At 71.2% G+C, this 18,165-nt stretch carries 15 protein-coding genes; 11 read left to right on the top strand and 4 right to left on the bottom strand.

Features of this window, described 5'->3' with window-relative positions; translation table 11 throughout:
* The first annotated feature begins 31 nt into the window (after positions 1–31).
* The 3 genes from ilvN (at position 32) to serA (ending at position 3,529) form a co-directional block, all read left to right on the top strand.
* The gene (ilvN, locus tag HEK131_RS24020; protein WP_217461712.1) at positions 32–556 is read left to right on the top strand and encodes an acetolactate synthase small subunit; all 525 of its coding nucleotides are present in this window, start codon (positions 32–34) and stop codon (positions 554–556) included.
* 110 nt (positions 557–666) lie between these two features.
* Positions 667–1,665 (top strand): ketol-acid reductoisomerase, encoded by a 999-nt coding sequence (gene ilvC, locus HEK131_RS24015; RefSeq protein WP_244336987.1) that lies wholly within the window; start codon positions 667–669, stop codon positions 1,663–1,665.
* 262 nt (positions 1,666–1,927) lie between these two features.
* Complete coding sequence (gene serA / locus HEK131_RS24010) at positions 1,928–3,529, top strand: phosphoglycerate dehydrogenase (RefSeq protein WP_217461710.1); 1,602 nt, start codon at positions 1,928–1,930, stop codon at positions 3,527–3,529.
* Between the two features lie 65 nt (positions 3,530–3,594).
* Here the strand turns inward: serA and HEK131_RS24005 are convergent, their stop codons facing one another.
* Positions 3,595–5,124, bottom strand: coding sequence for an MFS transporter (locus tag HEK131_RS24005; protein ID WP_244336986.1), 1,530 nt, complete (start codon positions 5,122–5,124; stop codon positions 3,595–3,597).
* Positions 5,125–5,220: 96 nt separating this feature from the next.
* Here HEK131_RS24005 and HEK131_RS24000 point away from each other — a divergent pair, with 96 nt between their 5' ends.
* Positions 5,221–5,790 carry a TetR/AcrR family transcriptional regulator gene (locus HEK131_RS24000; protein WP_217461708.1) on the top strand — a complete coding sequence of 190 codons (570 nt, stop codon included), beginning with the start codon at positions 5,221–5,223 and terminating at the stop codon, positions 5,788–5,790.
* A 4-nt stretch (positions 5,791–5,794) separates the two neighbouring features.
* On the opposite strand, the gene HEK131_RS23995 is transcribed toward HEK131_RS24000, so the two are convergent.
* Complete coding sequence (locus HEK131_RS23995) at positions 5,795–6,988, bottom strand: PucR family transcriptional regulator (RefSeq protein WP_347881868.1); 1,194 nt, start codon at positions 6,986–6,988, stop codon at positions 5,795–5,797.
* 166 nt (positions 6,989–7,154) lie between these two features.
* Between HEK131_RS23995 and HEK131_RS23990 the strand changes: the two genes are divergently transcribed.
* The 7 genes from HEK131_RS23990 to cimA all read left to right on the top strand — a co-directional run bounded on the left by HEK131_RS23990 (position 7,155) and on the right by cimA (position 15,412).
* On the top strand, positions 7,155–8,081 hold the full coding sequence (locus HEK131_RS23990; protein WP_244336983.1) for a proline dehydrogenase family protein: 927 nt from the start codon (positions 7,155–7,157) through the stop codon (positions 8,079–8,081).
* A gap of 39 nt (positions 8,082–8,120) precedes the next feature.
* Positions 8,121–9,752: an L-glutamate gamma-semialdehyde dehydrogenase gene (gene pruA, locus HEK131_RS23985; RefSeq protein ID WP_244336982.1), complete on the top strand. Its 1,632-nt coding sequence runs from the start codon at positions 8,121–8,123 to the stop codon at positions 9,750–9,752.
* An 85-nt stretch (positions 9,753–9,837) separates the two neighbouring features.
* Positions 9,838–10,539 (top strand): maleylpyruvate isomerase N-terminal domain-containing protein, encoded by a 702-nt coding sequence (locus HEK131_RS23980; RefSeq protein WP_244336980.1) that lies wholly within the window; start codon positions 9,838–9,840, stop codon positions 10,537–10,539.
* A gap of 251 nt (positions 10,540–10,790) precedes the next feature.
* Positions 10,791–10,922 carry a hypothetical protein gene (locus HEK131_RS30185; protein ID WP_279614272.1) on the top strand — a complete coding sequence of 44 codons (132 nt, stop codon included), beginning with the start codon at positions 10,791–10,793 and terminating at the stop codon, positions 10,920–10,922.
* Between the two features lie 84 nt (positions 10,923–11,006).
* Positions 11,007–12,050 carry a 3-isopropylmalate dehydrogenase gene (locus HEK131_RS23975; RefSeq protein WP_217461703.1) on the top strand — a complete coding sequence of 348 codons (1,044 nt, stop codon included), beginning with the start codon at positions 11,007–11,009 and terminating at the stop codon, positions 12,048–12,050.
* A gap of 315 nt (positions 12,051–12,365) precedes the next feature.
* Positions 12,366–13,454, top strand: a complete 1,089-nt coding sequence (locus HEK131_RS23970; protein WP_217461702.1) for a branched-chain amino acid aminotransferase — start codon at positions 12,366–12,368, stop codon at positions 13,452–13,454.
* 353 nt (positions 13,455–13,807) lie between these two features.
* Complete coding sequence (cimA, locus tag HEK131_RS23965; RefSeq protein ID WP_217461701.1) at positions 13,808–15,412, top strand: citramalate synthase; 1,605 nt, start codon at positions 13,808–13,810, stop codon at positions 15,410–15,412.
* Positions 15,413–15,446: 34 nt separating this feature from the next.
* On the opposite strand, the gene HEK131_RS23960 is transcribed toward cimA, so the two are convergent.
* The gene (locus HEK131_RS23960) at positions 15,447–16,055 is read right to left on the bottom strand and encodes a GPP34 family phosphoprotein (RefSeq protein ID WP_244336978.1); all 609 of its coding nucleotides are present in this window, start codon (positions 16,053–16,055) and stop codon (positions 15,447–15,449) included.
* A gap of 69 nt (positions 16,056–16,124) precedes the next feature.
* The gene (locus HEK131_RS23955) at positions 16,125–17,993 is read right to left on the bottom strand and encodes a ricin-type beta-trefoil lectin domain protein (RefSeq protein ID WP_244336976.1); all 1,869 of its coding nucleotides are present in this window, start codon (positions 17,991–17,993) and stop codon (positions 16,125–16,127) included.
* Between the last annotated feature and the right edge of the window lie 172 nt (positions 17,994–18,165).

Genomic DNA, 18,165 nt, shown 5'->3' with positions numbered 1-18,165 from the left:
AACAGGATTCGAGCGAGAGAGACCACGACACATGTCCAAGCACACGCTCTCCGTCCTGGTGGAGAACACGCCGGGCATCCTCGCCCGGATCGCCGCCCTCTTCTCCCGGCGCGGCTTCAACATCGACTCGCTCGCGGTGGGCGTCACCGAGCACCCCGACATCTCCCGCATCACCATCGTGGTGAACGTCGAGGACCTGCCGCTGGAACAGGTGACCAAGCAGCTCAACAAGCTCGTCAACGTGCTGAAGATCGTCGAGCTGGAGCCCGGACAGGCCGTCCAGCGTGAACTCGTTCTGGTGAAGGTCCGCGCCGACAACGAGACCCGGTCCCAGATCGTGGAGATCGTCCAGTTGTTCCGCGCCAAGACCGTCGACGTCTCCCCGGAGGCCGTCACCATCGAGGCCACCGGCTCCGGCGACAAGCTGTCCGCGATGCTGAAGATGCTGGAGCCCTTCGGCATCAAGGAGCTGGTGCAGTCCGGCACCATCGCCATCGGACGCGGCGCCCGCTCCATCACCGACCGCTCGCTGCGCGCCCTCGACCGCACGGCGTGATCCCCGGCCCGGCCGCCCCGCCCGGCGACCGGATGCCGAGACCCCGAAACCTTCCGTCCCCCCACCGCAATACGGTGGGGAGCAGCACCCGCACCTCAAGGAGAGAACCAGTGGCCGAGCTGTTCTACGACGCCGACGCCGACCTGTCCATCATCCAGGGCCGCAAGGTCGCGGTCATCGGCTACGGCAGCCAGGGCCACGCCCACGCCCTGTCGCTGCGGGACTCGGGCGTCGACGTCCGCGTCGGCCTGCCCGAGACCTCCAAGTCCCGCGCCAAGGCCGAGGAGCAGGGTCTGCGCGTGGTCACCGCGGCCGAGGCCGCCGCCGAGGCCGACGTCATCATGATCCTGGTCCCGGACCCGCTGCAGGCCCAGGTCTACGAGGAGTCCATCGCCCCGAACCTGAAGGACGGCGACGCGCTGTTCTTCGGCCACGGCTTCAACATCCGGTTCGGCTTCATCAAGCCCCCGGCCGAGGTCGACGTCTGCATGGTCGCCCCCAAGGGCCCGGGCCACCTGGTCCGCCGCCAGTACGAGGAGGGGCGCGGCGTGCCCTGCATCGTCGCGGTCGAGCAGGACGCCTCCGGCAAGGCCTTCCCGCTGGCCCTGTCGTACGCCAAGGCCATCGGCGGCACCCGCGCCGGCGTCATCAAGACCACCTTCACCGAGGAGACCGAGACCGACCTGTTCGGTGAGCAGGCCGTGCTCTGCGGCGGCACCGCCGCCCTGGTCAAGGCGGGCTTCGAGACGCTGACCGAGGCCGGGTACCAGCCCGAGATCGCCTACTTCGAGTGCCTGCACGAGCTGAAGCTGATCGTGGACCTCATGTACGAGGGCGGCCTGGAGAAGATGCGCTGGTCCATCTCCGAGACCGCCGAGTGGGGCGACTACGTCACCGGCCCGCGCATCATCACCGACGCCACCAAGGCCGAGATGAAGAAGGTCCTCGCCGAGATCCAGGACGGCTCCTTCGCCAAGAACTGGATGGACGAGTACCACGGCGGCCTGAAGAAGTACGACGAGTACAAGAAGCAGGACTCCGAGCACCTGCTGGAGACGACGGGCAAGAAGCTGCGCAAGCTGATGTCCTGGGTCGACGAAGAGGCGTGAGCCGGAGCGTGCCGTGGCGGCGCCCCCTCGCCGGGGGTGCCGCCACGGCACGCCGCGCCGACCGGGCGGGGGAACCGTACGAAATGGAGCTTCCCGTCCGGGTGATCCTTCCGTAGCGGCAGAGGTCCCCGGCCCGCGCGCCACTACACTGCACAACAAACGCGTCAGGCCCACAGTGTCGTGCGTCTTCCACGCGGCTAGCACCCCTCCACCGCCAGCGGCCGTCGGGACGGCCGTCCGCAATGGACTTGTGAGGACTCACGTGAGCTCGTACCCCAGTCGAAAAGCCACGGTACTCATCGCAGAAGAGCTGTCGCCCGCGACCGTGGACGCACTCGGCCCGGACTTCGAGATCCGGCACTGCAACGGAGCCGACCGCGCCGAACTGCTGCCCGCCATCGCGGACGTGGACGCGATTCTCGTCCGCTCCGCGACCAAGGTCGACGCCGAGGCGATCGCCGCGGCCAAGAATCTGAAGGTCGTCGCACGAGCCGGCGTCGGCCTGGACAACGTCGACGTATCCGCCGCCACCAAGGCCGGCGTGATGGTCGTCAACGCCCCCACCTCCAACATCGTCACCGCCGCCGAACTGGCCTGCGGTCTGCTCGTGGCCAGCGCGCGCAACATCCCGCAGGCCAACACCGCCCTCAAGAACGGCGAGTGGAAGCGCAGCAAGTACACCGGCGTCGAGCTGGCCGAGAAGACCCTCGGCGTCGTCGGCCTCGGCCGCATCGGCGCGCTGGTCGCCCAGCGGATGTCGGCCTTCGGCATGAAGGTCGTCGCCTACGACCCCTACGTGCAGCCCGCGCGGGCCGCGCAGATGGGCGTCAAGGTGCTGTCGCTGGACGAGCTGCTCGAGGTCTCCGACTTCATCACCGTCCACCTGCCCAAGACCCCCGAGACCCTCGGCCTGATCGGCGACGAGGCGCTGCGCAAGGTCAAGCCGACCGTGCGCATCGTCAACGCCGCGCGCGGCGGCATCGTCGACGAGGCCGCGCTGTACGCGGCGCTGAAGGAGGGCCGGGTCGCGGGCGCCGGTCTCGACGTCTACGCCAAGGAGCCGTGCACCGACTCCCCGCTCTTCGAGCTGGACCAGGTGGTCTGCACCCCGCACCTGGGCGCCTCCACCGACGAGGCCCAGGAGAAGGCGGGCATCGCGGTGGCCCGTTCGGTGCGCCTCGCCCTCGCCGGTGAGCTGGTGCCGGACGCGGTCAACGTCCAGGGCGGTGTCATCGCCGAGGACGTGAAGCCCGGTCTGCCGCTCGCCGAGCGCCTCGGCCGCATCTTCACCGCCCTCGCGGGCGAGGTCGCGGTCCGCCTCGACGTCGAGGTGTACGGCGAGATCACCCAGCACGACGTGAAGGTGCTCGAACTCTCCGCGCTCAAGGGCGTGTTCGAGGACGTGGTGGACGAGACGGTCTCCTACGTCAACGCCCCGCTGTTCGCGCAGGAGCGCGGTGTCGAGGTCCGCCTGACCACCAGCTCCGAGTCGGCCGACCACCGCAACGTGGTCACCGTGCGCGGCACCCTGGCCGGTGGCGAGGAGGTGTCGGTCTCCGGCACGCTCGCCGGTCCCAAGCACGTCCAGAAGATCGTCGCGGTCGGCGACTACGACGTGGACCTCGCCCTCGCCGAGCACATGGTCGTCCTGCGCTACGAGGACCGTCCCGGTGTCGTCGGCACCGTCGGCCGGGTCCTCGGCGAGTCGGGCATCAACATCGCCGGTATGCAGGTGGCCCGGTCCACCGCCGGCGGTGAGGCGCTGGCCGTCCTCACCGTGGACGACACGGTGTCGCCCGCCACGCTGACCGAGCTGGCCGAGGAGATCGGCGCGACCGCCGCCCGCTCGGTGAACCTGGACTGATCCGCACCCCGCACGCACCGGAGCGCCGGGCGGACCCTCTTCGGGCCGCCCGGCGCTCCGGCGTTCTACGGCTGCTTCGCGTCCCGCCCGGCCAGGGTCAGCGCGGCGCCGATCGCGGCGAGCACCAGCACGACCGCCCCGGCGAGTGCCGCCGCGTGCATCCCGGAGGTGAACGCCTCCCGCGCCGAGGCGAGCAGCGCCTCGCCGGACCGGCCGGGCAGCCGGGCGGCGGTGACCAGCGCGCCGCCCAGGGTCTCGCGGGCCTCCGCCGGTGCGCCGGACGGCATCCGGTGACGGTAGAGGGCCGTGCCGACCGAGCCGAGCACCGCCATGCCCAGCGCCCCGCCGAACTCCGTGGCCGTCTCCAGCAGGGACGAGGCGGTGCCCGCCCGCTCCGCCGGGGCGCTGCTCATGGCCAGGTCGGTGAGCTGGGACAGCACCATCACCGCCCCGCACGCCAGCACCCCGGCCCCGGCCAGCAGCAGCCACAGCGAGCCGGTACCGGTGAGCGCGAGCAGCCCGTACCCGGCCGCGGAGACCGCGAACCCGGCGGCGACCACCCGGCCCCGGTCCACGCCCCGTGCGACCAGCGCGGCCGTCACCGGTCCGGCGACCCCGATCAGCACCGAGGGCAGCAGGCTCCACAGCGCGGCCGACAGCGGGCTCTTGCCCAGCACGGACTGGAGGTACTGCGTGGTGAAGATCGCCGAGCCCATCATGCCGAACGCGGACACCAGGGTCAGCGCCACGGCCGGGGTGAAGCCCCGGTTCCGCAGGAGCGCGGGCGGCACCAAAGGGGAGGCGGCGGTGCGCTGGCGGTGGACGAAGAGCGCGGCGAAGAGCAGGCCGACCGTCACCGACATCACGTACCGCACGTGCCAGCCCTCGGACGGGATCTCCTTCAGGCCGTAGATCACCGGGAGCACGGCGGCCAGTGAGAGCGGGACGCTGATCCAGTCGAAGCGGCCGGGGGAGGGGTTCCGGGACTCGGGGAGCAGGAACGGGCCGAGGATCAGGAGCAGGAGCATCGCGGGCAGGTTGACCAGGAAGACCGAGCCCCACCAGAAGTGCTCCACCAGCACCCCGCTCATCACCGAGCCCAGCGCGATGCCGCCGGTCATCACCCCGGACCACAGTCCGATCGCCTTCGCCCGCTGGGCGGGGTCGGTGAACATCGTGCGCAGCAGCGCCATGGTGGACGGCATCAGGGTGGCCCCGCCGACGCCGAGGACCGCGCGGGCCGCGATCAGGGTGGTGGCGCTGTCGGCGTAGGCGGCGAGGACGGAGGCGGCGCCGAAGGCGGCGGCCCCCGCCAGCAGGAGCCGACGGCTGCCGAAGCGGTCGCCGAGGGCGCCCATCGTCATCAGCAGTCCGGCGAGGACGAAGCCGTAGACGTCGAAGATCCAGAGCTGCTGGGTGCCGGTCGGGCGGAGGTCGGCGCTGATCGCCGGGGTGGCGAAGTACAGCACGGACACGTCCATCGAGACCAGCAGCAGCGGCAGCATCAGCACGCCCAGCGCGGTCCATTCACGCCGTCCGGCCCGAACGGGCGGTACCTGGACGGGAGTCGGGGTGGTGCTCGTCGGGTTCGCCATGCCGAGGAATGTACGCGTGTATTAAACGCCTGTCTAGAACAGACGTATAAGTCATGCGTCTAGGACGCTTGTATGGACAGGGGTACGCTGACCGGCATGGGACACCGTGAGGATCTGCTCGAAGGCGCCAAGCGCTGCCTGCTGGCGAAGGGGTTCGCCCGGACCACCGCGCGCGACATCGTGAAGGAGTCGGGCACCAACCTGGCCTCCATCGGCTACCACTACGGCTCCAAGGACGCCCTGCTCGCGCAGGCGTACGTGGCGCTGGTGGAGGAGGCCGGGGACACCTTCGGCGGGGCGGAGCCCGAGGGGGAGCCCGGCTCGCTGGAGCGCTTCCACTGGGTGTGGTCGAACATCGTCGACACCATGCGGGAGCCCGGTTCGGTCTTCCGGCTCAGCATGGAGGTCATGACCATCGAACTCCCCGAGGTCCGCGCCTACCTGGGCCGCGAGCAGCGCGAGGGCGGGCGCGGCCTCGTCGCACTGCTCACGGGCGTGCCGGAGGAGGAGGTCACCGACGAGACCGCCGACACCCTCGGCCGCTTCTACCTGACGCTGATGACCGGTCTCATCGGCCAGTGGACCTTCGACCCCGGGTCCGCCCCCGACGCGGACGCGCTCACCGCCGGCCTCCGCCAGGTCATCGAGGGCGTCGGCAAGGGCTGACCGCTCAGCCCAGCCGCGCCCGCTTCAGCGCCATGTGGAGCAGCAGCCGGTCCTCGCCGTCGTCCAGGTCCAGCCCGGTCAGGCGCTCCACGCGGCCCAGCCGGTAGTACAGCGTCTGGCGGTGGATGCCCAGCTCGGCCGCGGCGCGGCCCGCCTGGCCCGCGCGGTCGAGGTAGACCTCGGCGGTGCGGGCCAGCTCCTGGTGGGCGGGGGAGAGCAGCTCGGCCGCCACCGGGTCCAGGGCCGACCTCGGCGGCAGCGCGGACAGCAGCCGGTACGGGCCGATGCCCCGCCACTCGGCCACCGGCGCGAACCTCGGCTCGGCCAGCGCGGCCCGCGCCGACGCCGACGCCTCCTGCCACACCGTGCCCAACTCGGCCAGCCCGGCGCGGGGTTCACCGACCCCCACCCCGACCACGGCGCCCTCCGCCTCCTTCACCAGCCGCGCGGCGGCCACCAGCGCCGGGGCCGTCACCTCCGTGCTGCGCAGCCGCACCAGCACCGCGAGGCTCTGCGCCGTCGCGCCCCACGGCACCGTGCACAGCGCGGTGGCGTGCGGGACGGTGCGCACCGAGGGGGCGTCGTCGGGGTCGGCGGAGAACCAGGGGGCGACGCAGACCACGGTGTGCGGGCCGTCGGCGCGCTGGCCCAGCGCGGTCCGCAGTTCGGTGACGGCCATGTCCCGCTGCCAGCCGTCCTCCGCCGTGAGCACCGCCCGCAGCTCCCGGCCGAGCCCCGCCCCGGCCCGCGCCTCGTCGGCGAGGAGCGCGCCGATCCGCCCGGTCACCGGCATGGCGGCGGCCAGTTGGGCGTCGCTCGGTCCGGGATCGTCGTCCAGCAGCCAGACATAGCCGAGGACGACACCCCGATGGCGTACCGGCAGGCAGATCCGGCCCCGGTAGACGCCCGCCTCCGGGGTCGGCGGGATGCGGACCGGCTCGGTCGCGCGGGTGATGCCGAAGCCCTCGAACCACGACCGCACCGCCGCGGTCGAGCGCCGCGTCAGGATCGAACGGGCGCGCACCGGGTCCAGCGCGGTGGGATCGAGCTCGCCCTCGCTGTCGTACGCCCCGAAGGCGATCAGCTCGAAGTCCCGGTTCTCCAGGGTCGCCGGGGCGCCCAGCAGCTCCGAGATCTCGTCCACCAGCTCCTGGTAGTCATCTCTGTAATCGGCCGCCACCCGGGCATTCTGCCGCATTTCCGAGGCGGCTTCATACATCTGTCTGAGAACCGGTGATCGGATGCGTGACGTCTGTCGATGGCCGACCATCGAAGAGATCCCTAGGTTTCACGGTGGTTCTCCGTGCCGTCCCCGAATCGTCGGGTCCCGGCCGTCTTCGGTGCTTTTGTTGTGGAGGTGCCCCGTGCTGGGTCCCGTGATTCTCGCCGCCTCGCGCAGCGACCGGATGCGTCGTCTGATCTCTGCCGCCCCGGTGACCAAGCAGGTCGTCGACCGGTTCATCCCCGGCGAGACCGTGGACGACATCGTCCCGATCATCGCGGACCTCACTGCCAAGGGGCTCGAGCTGACGATGGACGTCGTCGGCGAGGACATCACCACCCCCGAGCAGGCCGCCGCCGCCCGCGACGCCTACCTCGCGCTCGTCGACCACCTGGGGGCGCTCGAACTGGGCGAGCGGGTCGAGATGTCGGTCAAGCTCTCCATGTTCGGCCAGGCGCTGGAAGGCGGCCACGAGCTGGCCCTCGCCAACGTCCGCCCGGTCGTCGAGGCCGCCGCCGCCATCGGCACCACGGTCACGCTGGACGCCGAGGACCACACCACCCTCGACTCGATGTTCGCCATCCACGAGGAGCTGCGGAAGGACTTCCCGCAGACCGGCTGCGTCATCCAGGCGTACCTGTTCCGCACCGAGGCCGACGCCCGCCGCCTGGCCGAGGACGGCAGTCGCGTCCGCCTGGTCAAGGGCGCCTACAAGGAGCCCGCCGAGGTCGCCTACCAGCAGAAGCACGAGATCGACAAGGCGTACGTGCGCATCCTGAAGACGCTGATGGAGGGCGCCGGGTACCCGATGATCGGGAGCCACGACCCCCGCCTCATCTCCATCGCCCAGGAACTCGCGCACCGCGCCGGCCGTAAGCTCGACGAGTACGAGTTCCAGATGCTCTACGGCATCCGGGGCGACGAGCACCTCCGGCTGGCGGCCGAGGGGCACCGTATGCGCGTCTACACCGCCTACGGCACCGACTGGTACGGCTATTTCATGCGCCGTCTCGCCGAGAAGCCGGCGAACCTCCAGTTCTTCGTACGCAGCATGATCACCAAGGGCTGAGCCCGAACACCCGCTCAACGTAAAGGAGTTACGGATCTCATGGACGCTGTGACCCAGGTCCCCACCCCCGTCAACGAGCCGGTGCACGGCTACGCCCCCGGCAGCCCCGAGCGCGCCCGGCTGGAGGCCAAGCTCAAGGAGCTGGCCGAGAACCCGGTCGACCTGCCGATGACCATCGGCGGCGAGAAGCGGATGGGCGGCGGCGAGACCTTCCAGGTGGTCCAGCCGCACAACCACAAGGCCGTGCTCGGCACCCTGCGCAACGCCACCCGCGAGGACGCCCAGGACGCGATCGACGCCGCCCTGGCCGCCGCCCCGGCCTGGCGCGCGATGTCCTTCGACGACCGCGCCGCGATCATCCTGCGCGCCGCCGAGCTGCTCTCCGGCCCCTGGCGCGAGACCATCGCCGCCTCCACCATGCTGGGCCAGTCCAAGACCGCCCAGCAGGCCGAGATCGACAGCCCCTGCGAGCTGGTCGACTTCTGGCGCTTCAACGTGCACTACGCCCGCCAGATCCTGGCCGAGCAGCCCCCGGCCAACTCCCCGGGCGTGTGGAACCGCATGGACCACCGCCCGCTGGAGGGCTTCGTCTACGCGATCACGCCGTTCAACTTCTCGGCCATCGCCGCCAACCTGCCCACCGCGCCCGCCCTCATGGGCAACGTGGTGGTCTGGAAGCCGTCCCCGACGCAGACCCACGCCGCCGTGCTGCTGATGAAGCTGCTGGAGGAGGCCGGGCTGCCCAAGGGCGTCATCAACCTGGTCACCGGCGACGGCATCGCCGTCTCCGAGGTCGCCCTGGAGCACCGCGACCTCGCGGGCATCCACTTCACCGGCTCGACCAAGACCTTCCAGTACCTGTGGAAGACGGTCGGCAACAACATCGAGAAGTACCGCGCCTACCCGCGCCTGGTCGGCGAGACCGGCGGCAAGGACTTCGTCGTCGCGCACCCGAGCGCCGACCGCGCCGTGCTGAAGACCGCGCTGACCCGCGGCTCCTTCGAGTACCAGGGCCAGAAGTGCTCGGCCAGCTCCCGCGCCTACGTCCCGGCCTCCATCTGGAACTCCGGTTTCAAGGAGGAGTTCGCGGCCGAGATCGACGGCCTGACCGTCGGCGACGTCACCGACCTGTCCAACTTCATGGGCGCGGTCATCGACGAGCGCTCCTTCGCCAAGAACAAGGCCGCCATCGACCGCGCCGCCGAGGACCCCACCTGCACCATCGTCGCGGGCGGCTCCTACGACGACGCGGTGGGCTACTTCGTCCGCCCGACCGTCATCGAGTGCACCGACCCCGACAACGAGATCTTCCGCACCGAGTACTTCGGCCCGATCCTTGCCGTGCACGTCTACGAGGACGACAAGTACGACGAGATGCTGACCCAGATGGAGTCGGTCTCGGACTACGCCCTCACCGGCTCGGTCATCTCGGGTGACCGCGCGGCGGCGGCGTACACGATGGAGAAGCTCCGCTACGCGGCGGGCAACTTCTACATCAACGACAAGTCGACCGGCGCCGTCGTCGGCCAGCAGCCCTTCGGCGGCGGCCGCGCCTCCGGCACCGACGACAAGGCCGGCGCCCCGCAGAACCTGATGCGCTGGACCCTGACCCGCGCCATCAAGGAGACGCTGGTCCCGCCGACCGAGTACGGCTACCCGCACATGGGCTGACAGCCCTCACGATCCGGCCCGGCGAGCCTGCCCTGAACAGGCTCGCCGGGCCGCCGTGTTCTCCGGCCGCTGCTAGCGTCGGCCCATGGACGGCACGGGCGGCACGGGCGGCACGGGCGGCACAGGCGGCACGGACGGCTTCTCCCTCTCCTGGTCGGCCCTGCGGCAGGCGGTGGCGGGCCTCGCCGACGAGGACCTCGGCCGGCCCTCCGGGTGCGCCGGCTGGCTCGTACGGGACCTGGTGTGCCACCTCGTCATCGACGCCCAGGACGTCCTGATCACCCTCGTCACCCCCGCGGGCACCGAACCGACCCGCGACGCGGCGACCTACTGGACCGTCACCCACACCCCGCCCACGGGCGAGGACCCCCTGGACGCCCTGACCGTCCGGCTGGCGGCGGCCTACGAGGACCCCGCCCTGCTCAAGTTGCACCTCGACGACGTGGGCTCCGCCGCCGGCCGCGCGGCCCGGCTCGCCGACCCCGCCGCCCGGGTCGCCACCCAGGACGAGGTCCTCACCGCGTCCGACTACCTCTCGGCGTACGTCCTGGAGTGGACCCTCCATCACCTGGACCTGATCGCCCACCTGCCGGACGCCCCGGCCCCGCCGTCCGGGACCCTGGCCGCGGCCCGCGCCCTGCTGGAGCGGATCACCGGGACGCCGTTCCCCGCCGCGCTGTCCGACACGGACGCCCTCCTCCTCGGCACCGGCCGCCGCGCCCCGACGCCCGGCGAGCGGACCCTGCTCGGGAACCTGGCCGACCGGGTGCCCTTCGTCATCGGCTGAGGACGCTCGGGTGAAAGCGCAGGTCAGTCGGCTCGCCGTCTCAGATAGTAGGAAGTCCGAGTAATCGTGCAGACAGGCGCGGCTCGTTCCCTTAGCTTGGGATGAGCCGAACGAATCGCTCCATCCAGCGAATGGCGGTCGTGAGCCGCGCCCCGCGCAGGCAACCCCTGCGGCGTGCGCTCTCCGCCCTTTCCGGCGTCTCACAGCTCATCGCTGCCGTGCAACCACTCTGTCGAAGGAGTCGATTTCCCATGGCCGAGACGACCGTCCGCCGCCGCGTCCGCCACACCTCCCGCTCCGACGAGACCGACCGCGCCAAGGCCGCGGCCGCTCTCCAGCGCGCCCTCGACCGCCGGGACAACGGCGGCGAGACCGGCCACTGAGCCGAATGGCGTGTCCGGACCGTCCGCTGTCCGCATCGCGGACGGTCCGTGTCATCCCGTGGGACGCGGAGTAGGGTGCCGAACATGTCTCGCAGCATCGATCTCGCAGTGATCCCTGGTGACGGCATCGGCCAGGAGGTCGTGGCCGAGGGTCTCAAGGTCCTCTCCGCCGTCCTGCCGCAGGACGTGAAGCTGGAGACCAAGGAGTACGACTTCGGCGCCCGGCGCTATCGCGCCACCGGTGAGACCCTCACCGACGCCGACCTCGACGCCCTCAAGGCCCACGACGCCATCCTGCTCGGCGCCATCGGCGACCCGTCGGTGCCGTCCGGCGTCCTGGAGCGCGGCTTCCTCCTCAAGCTCCGCTTCGCCTTCGACCACCACGTGAACCTGCGCCCCTCCAAGCTGCTCCCCGGCGTCGCCACCCCGCTCGCCGGCCAGCCGGAGATCGACTTCATCGTGGTCCGCGAGGGCACCGAGGGCCCCTACACGGGCAACGGCGGCAGCATCCGCACCGGCACCGAGCACGAGGTCGCCACCGAGGTCTCCGTCAACACCGCCTTCGGTGTCGAGCGCGTCGTCCGCGACGCCTTCGCCCGCGCCCAGGCCCGCCCGCGCAAGAAGCTGACCCTGGTCCACAAGAACAACGTGCTCACCTTCGCCGGGCACCTGTGGACCAACATCTTCCACAAGGTGGCCGAGGAGTTCCCCGAGGTCACCACCGAGTACATCCACGTCGACGCGGCCACCATCTACCTGGTCACCCAGCCCGAGCGCTTCGACGTGATCGTCACCGACAACCTCTTCGGCGACATCATCACCGACCTCGCCGCGGCCGTCTCCGGCGGCATCGGCGTCGCCGCCTCGGGCAACATCAACCCGACGCGCGCGTACCCGTCCATGTTCGAGCCGGTCCACGGCTCGGCCCCGGACATCGCCGGACAGGGCAAGGCCGACCCCACCGCCACGGTCCTCTCCGTGGCCCTGCTGCTGCGCCACCTCGGGCACGAGGCGGAGGCCGACCGGGTGGACGCGGCCGTCGCCGCCGACCTCACCGAGCGCGCGGGCCTACCGCCCCGCACCACCGCCGAGATCGGCGACGCGCTCGTCGTACGAGTAACCGGCTGACCCGCGAGGCCCCGCAAGGGCCGCCGGGTCGCCTCAGGCGCCCGGCGGCCCTTTGCTGTGCCCGTGCCGGGTGCCACCATCGACCCCTGGGCCGTATTCACCCCGATTCCTTCCGGCGCCTCCGCCGCGCGATAATCGAACGCGGAGCCGCGGTATGAGGGAATGCCCGACGACCGCACACCGGCCACCGGTCGTGCGGACGGCGTGAGCGCGGCCCGCCACCACCGGTGCCGCGCTCGGCCGGGGGTGACCCCGGTAACCCGGCCGAGAGGCCGAGCCGCCCGTCCCACGCCAGGAAGAGAAGGACTGCCGCCCATGACGACGCCCACGATCGAGCTCAAGCCCTCCGCCCATCCGCTCGCCGCCGCGGAGCGCGAGGCGATCCTGACCAGCCCCGGCTTCGGCCGCCGCTTCACCGACCACATGGTGACGATCAAGTGGACCGAGGGCCGCGGCTGGCACGACGGCCAGCTCGTCCCGTACGCGCCGATCCCTCTCGACCCGGCCACCAACGTCCTGCACTACGCGCAGGAGATCTTCGAGGGCCTGAAGGCGTACCGGCAGCCCGACGGCACGGTCGCCACCTTCCGTCCCGAGCAGAACGCCCTGCGCTTCCAGCGCTCCGCGCACCGCCTGGGCATGCCCGAGCTGCCGGTCGAGACGTTCATCGAGGCGTGCGACGCGCTGATCGCCCAAGACCAGGACTGGGTGCCGGGGCACGGCGGCGAGGACTCCCTCTACCTGCGCCCCTTCATGATCGGTACCGAGGTCGGCCTCGGCGTGAAGCCGTCCAACGAATACCTCTTCATCGTCATCGCCTCCCCGGCCGGCGCCTACTTCCAGGGCGGCGTGAAGCCGGTGTCGATCTGGGTCTCCGAGGACCGCGTCCGCGCCGTCCCCGGCGGCATGGGCGACGCCAAGACCGGCGGCAACTACGCGGCCTCCCTGCTCGCCCAGGCCGAGGCCGCCACCAAGGGCTGCGACCAGGTCTGCTACCTCGACGCCGTCGAGCACAAGTGGGTCGAGGAACTGGGCGGCATGAACCTGTGCTTCGTCTACGGGGACAAGATCGTCACCCCCACCCTGACCGGCTCCATCCTGGAGGGCGTCACCCGTGACTCCCTGCTGGCCGTCGCCCGCGACCTGGGCTACGAGGCCGAGGAGGGCCGGATCTCGGTCGACCAGTGGCAGCGCGACGCGGAGAACGGCACCCTCACCGAGGTCTTCGCCTGCGGCACCGCCGCCGTGATCACCCCGGTCGGCACCGTCAAGCGGACCGGCGCCGAGTGGAAGCAGAGCGGCGGCGAGCCCGGCGAGGTCACCCTGCGCCTGCGCCGCGCCCTGCTGGACATCCAGCGCGGCGACACCGAGGACAAGCACGGCTGGATGCACCGGATCGGCTAGTCACCCGTACGTGGGACCGCTCCGGGGCTCCGGGGCGGTCCTTCGTGGACAGTGCGGCCCGCATGGTGAGACACCCCGTGGGACGGCGGGCGTCCTGTGCCAGACTGCCCACGTGCTCTCGCTCACCATGATTATGGGCAGCAGGCGCGCCGGTCCGCAGTGACCACCTCGCACGACCACATGCGGGTGGCACCGTCGTCCTCGACCCGCGCGCAGACCTCTCGCACCCGCGAGGGGTTTTTTCGTTTTCCGGCCCAACCGCAGCCGGACGCGGAGCGCGAGGGACCATGGGGGGAACGGTGGAGCCGGTCATTTCCGGTAAGACCGACATTCACAACAGGAGCCTTCAGACCATGACCGCAACCAGCGAGCTCGACGATTCGTTCCACGTCTTCGACACCACGCTGCGCGACGGCGCGCAGCGCGAGGGCATCAACCTCACCGTCGCGGACAAACTGGCCATCGCACGGCACCTGGACGACTTCGGCGTGGGCTTCATCGAGGGCGGCTGGCCCGGCGCCAACCCGCGCGACACCGAGTTCTTCGCCCGCGCCCGCGAGGAGCTGCGCCTGAAGCACGCGACGCTCGTCGCCTTCGGCGCCACCCGCCGCCCCGGCGCCAAAGCCGCCGACGATCCGCAGGTCAGAGCGCTGCTGGAGTCCGGCGCCCCCGTCATCACGCTGGTCGCCAAGGCCCACGACCGGCATGTGGAGCTGGCGCTGCGCACCACGCTCGACGAGAACCTGGAGATGATCCGGGACACCGTCGCCCATCTGCGCGCCGAGGGCCGCCGGGTCTTCGTCGACTGCGAGCACTTCTTCGACGGCTACCGCGCCAACCCCGAGTACGCCAAGGCCGTCGTGCGCACCGCCGCCGAGGCCGGCGCCGACGTGGTCGTCCTGTGCGACACCAACGGCGGGATGCTCCCGGCGCAGATCAGCGCCGTCGTCGGCACCGTCCTCGCCGACACCGGCGCCCGGCTCGGCATCCACGCCCAGGACGACACCGGCTGCGCCGTCGCCAACACCCTCGCCGCCGTCGACGCGGGCGCCACCCACGTCCAGTGCACGGCCAACGGCTACGGCGAGCGCGTCGGCAACGCCAACCTGTTCCCGGTGGTGGCCGCGCTGGAGCTGAAGTACGGCAAGAAGGTCCTCCCCGACGGACACCTGCGCGAGACGACCCGGATCTCGCACGCCATCGCCGAGGTCGTCAACCTCACGCCCTCCACCCACCAGCCCTACGTCGGTGTCTCCGCCTTCGCCCACAAGGCCGGCCTGCACGCCTCCGCGATCAAGGTCGACCCGGACCTGTACCAGCACATCGACCCCGAGCGGGTCGGCAACACCATGCGGATGCTGGTCTCCGACATGGCCGGCCGCGCCTCCATCGAGCTGAAGGGCCGGGAACTCGGCGTCGACCTCGGCGGCGACCGCGCCCTGGTCGGCCGGGTCGTCGAGCGCGTCAAGGAACGCGAGCTGAAGGGCTACACGTACGAGGCCGCCGACGCCTCCTTCGAGCTGCTGCTGCGTGCCGAGGCCCAGGGCGCGCCGCTGAAGTACTTCGAGGTCGAGTCCTGGCGGGCCATCGTGGAGGACCGCCCCGACGGCACCCACGCCAACGAGGCCACGGTGAAGCTGTGGGCCAAGGGCGAGCGGATCGTCGCCACCGCCGAGGGCAACGGCCCGGTCAACGCCCTCGACCAGGCGCTGCGGGTGGCCCTGGAGAAGATCTACCCGCAGCTCGCCAAGCTGGAGCTGGTGGACTACAAGGTCCGCATCCTGGAGGGCAAGCACGGCACCCGCTCCATCACCCGTGTGCTGATCTCCACCAGTGACGGCGCGGGGGAGTGGTCCACGGTCGGCGTCGGGGAGAACGTCATCGCCGCCTCCTGGCAGGCCCTGGAGGACGCCCTCACCTACGGGCTGCTGCGCGCGGGCGTCGAGCCGGCCGAGTAGCGGGATAGCGGGATAGCGGGCACGGCGGGGCGGATCAGGGGGCGCGCCAGACGTTGTCGAAGGCGTCCTCCTCGATCCGCCGCCGCTGCCGTACCGCCTCCAGTTCGGTCAGTGCCTCGCCCAGTGAGGCGAGGACGACCGCCACCCGGTCGTCCTTGACGCTCTCGGCCGCGCCCTCGTGCCCGGTGTCCTCGATGCCGAGGGCGGCGGCGAGGCCCGCCAGGAGCGGCTCGTGCCCGGCCCACCGCCCGGCCGCGTGCCGCCGGGCGTCGGAGTCCATCCGGTCCACCGAACGGTCGGCGCGACGGAACAACCGCCGCAGGCCGGAGCCCGAGGGCTCCGCGTGCTCCAGCGCGTCCCGGTAGGCGGCGGAGAGCCCGTCCCCCCGCCGCCACAGCCAGTCCTCGGCGCTCTCGTACGGCTCCGTGCGGATCAGCGCCGCGCCGGCCCCGTCCAGCAGACGGTCACCGGTGAGGTGCTCCGAGACGGGCACGATCCGGTCGTCCCGCAGGGTGACCACCTGGGCGGCGAGCAGATCGAGCAGCTCGGCCGCCGCCAGGGCCAGCGACAGATCGCCCTGTTCCACGGGCCGGTCGGCGGGCACGTCCAGCGTGACGAACAGCAGATCCTGCGGTGTGGTCATCTCGGGCTCCCGGTCACAGTCGGTACGGCGCGGGTACCACCATCGCCCGCGCCGGAAACCCGAGCCGCCCTACCGCAGGGTCCACTTCTGGTTGGCGGCCCCGGTGCACGTCCAGATCTGGGCCCGTGCCCCGTTGGCCGAGGAGTTGTCCGTCACGTCCAGGCACTTGTCCGCCGCGGTGTTCACCACGTCACCGGTGGCGGTGTTGTACGACCAGCGCTGGGCCGCGGTGCCGTTGCAGTCGTAGAGCTGGACCTTGGCGCCGTCCGCCGTCGACGCCGAGACCACGTCCAGGCACTTGCCGAGGGCCCGGACCGAGCCGTCCGCCGCGACCGTCCACTGCTGGGCGGTGCTGCCGTTGCAGTCGTAGAGCTGCACCGCGGTCCCGTTGGCGTTCGAACCGCCCGCCACGTCCAGGCACTTGCCCGCGAGCCCGGCGAACGCCCCGGTGCGGGAGCTGTCGCCGGACTGGCCGCCGGCCCAGGTGAAGGTGGCCGAGGTGCGCGCGGGCAGCGTGTACGTGGCGTGCTGCGAGCCCCAGTTGATCGTCATCTGCCTGGCCGAGGTGGCGCCGTTGTACGCGATGAGCGCCTTGCTGCCGTCCGGGTTGCGCCAGGCGACGTTGGGCACGGCACCGGACGCCGTGGAGGCGATGCGCTGGGCGCCGGGGCGGACGAACTTGGTGAGGTGGCCCATGTCGTAGTACTCGACGGTGTAGTCCACGCTCCCGCTGCGGCCGTCACCGTTGTGCACGGTGACCAGGCCGGTGCAGGTGCCGCAGCCGCCGTTGTGCGGGCCCATGTCCTGATCCACCGCGAGGGACCACTTGGTCACCGACTTCGCCCAGTTGCGGGTGTAGTCGATGATGTCGGAAAGGTCCTCGCGCTGCTGGTCCGCGATCCAGGTGCCCCCGGAGTGCTCGGTGGCGAAGGCGTCCAGCGCGGGGTACTGGTTGTGCACGGCCGTCTGCTTGTTCACGTCGCCGCCGTAGCCGTGCCAGGCGATGCCGCCGAAGTTGGGGTGACTGCGCACGGCCGCGTCGTCCACGGTCTGGGCGGCGTAGGAGTCGTAGGTGTCCCAGTTCCAGTCGTGCGCCAGGACCTTGGTGGAGAGTCCGGCCTGCTGCAGCTTGGGCAGCAGCTCGCTCTTGGTGAAGTAGGCCAGGCCGCTCGCGTTCCAGCTCATCGACGGGTAGCCCGAACAGCAGGTCGGCTCGTTCTGCGCGGTGACGTACGAGACGGGCACGCCCTGATCACGCCACCCCTGGAGGTACTTGACGAAGTACGAGGCGTAGGCGCCGTAGTCCTCCGCCTTCAGCCAGCCGCCGTTCAGGGAGCCGCTGTCCTTCATCCATGCCGGGGCCGTCCACGGGGACGCCATCACCGTGAGGTTCGGGTTGAGCTGGCGGGCCTGCCGGGTCAGCGGGAGGACGTCCGCGAGGTCGCGGGCCAGGGAGAACTTCGCCAGCGAGGGGTCGCTCTGCCCGGCCGGCACGTCGTCGTAGGTGTAGCCGGAGCGGGCCAGGTCGGAGGCGCCCATGGGGTTGCGCAGGAAGGACAGCCCGATGCCGTCCGTGGGCGAGAACAGCTTGCGCATGGTGGCGTCCCGCGTCGCCTGGGACAGGGCGCCGCTGCTGTTCATCAGCCAGGCGGCGGTGTCGGTGAAGGAGGCTCCACCGCCGGTGAACGTCTGGTAGCGGGTGTTCTCGTCCACGGTGATGTTCTCGCCGCCGCCACCGGTACCGGCGGAGAAGGCGAACGGCGTCTGCGGCTCCAGACCGCGCACGACGTGCCGTCCGGCGGAGTCGTCGGTGGTGGTCAGCCAGGCCGTGACCGGCTCGCCCGCCGCGTGCGCGGCCGGGGTGGCGAACGTGGTGATCCCGGCGGTCGTCAGCAGCGCGGCCAGCAGCAGCCGGGCCGGACGCAGGGGTCGTCTCATGGGGCGCCGCCCTTCAAGAGGTGGGGGGATGAGGGAACAGCGGCGTGCGAGCCGTGAGTAAATGACGGCTCCGGGGCCGCGTCAAGGGGTCTCGCATTCAGAAGGCGAACGCTCAACCCGACTGCCCTATGCATGATCTGACGGAGCGTCACGTCACGTGCGAAGGGTTGAC

It is taken from the genome of Streptomyces seoulensis (genome assembly GCF_022846655.1).
In the GTDB taxonomy this organism is placed as follows: domain Bacteria; phylum Actinomycetota; class Actinomycetes; order Streptomycetales; family Streptomycetaceae; genus Streptomyces.
The sequence above is the reverse complement of the archived record's forward strand: the minus strand, read 5'-3'. Positions and strand labels throughout refer to the sequence as shown.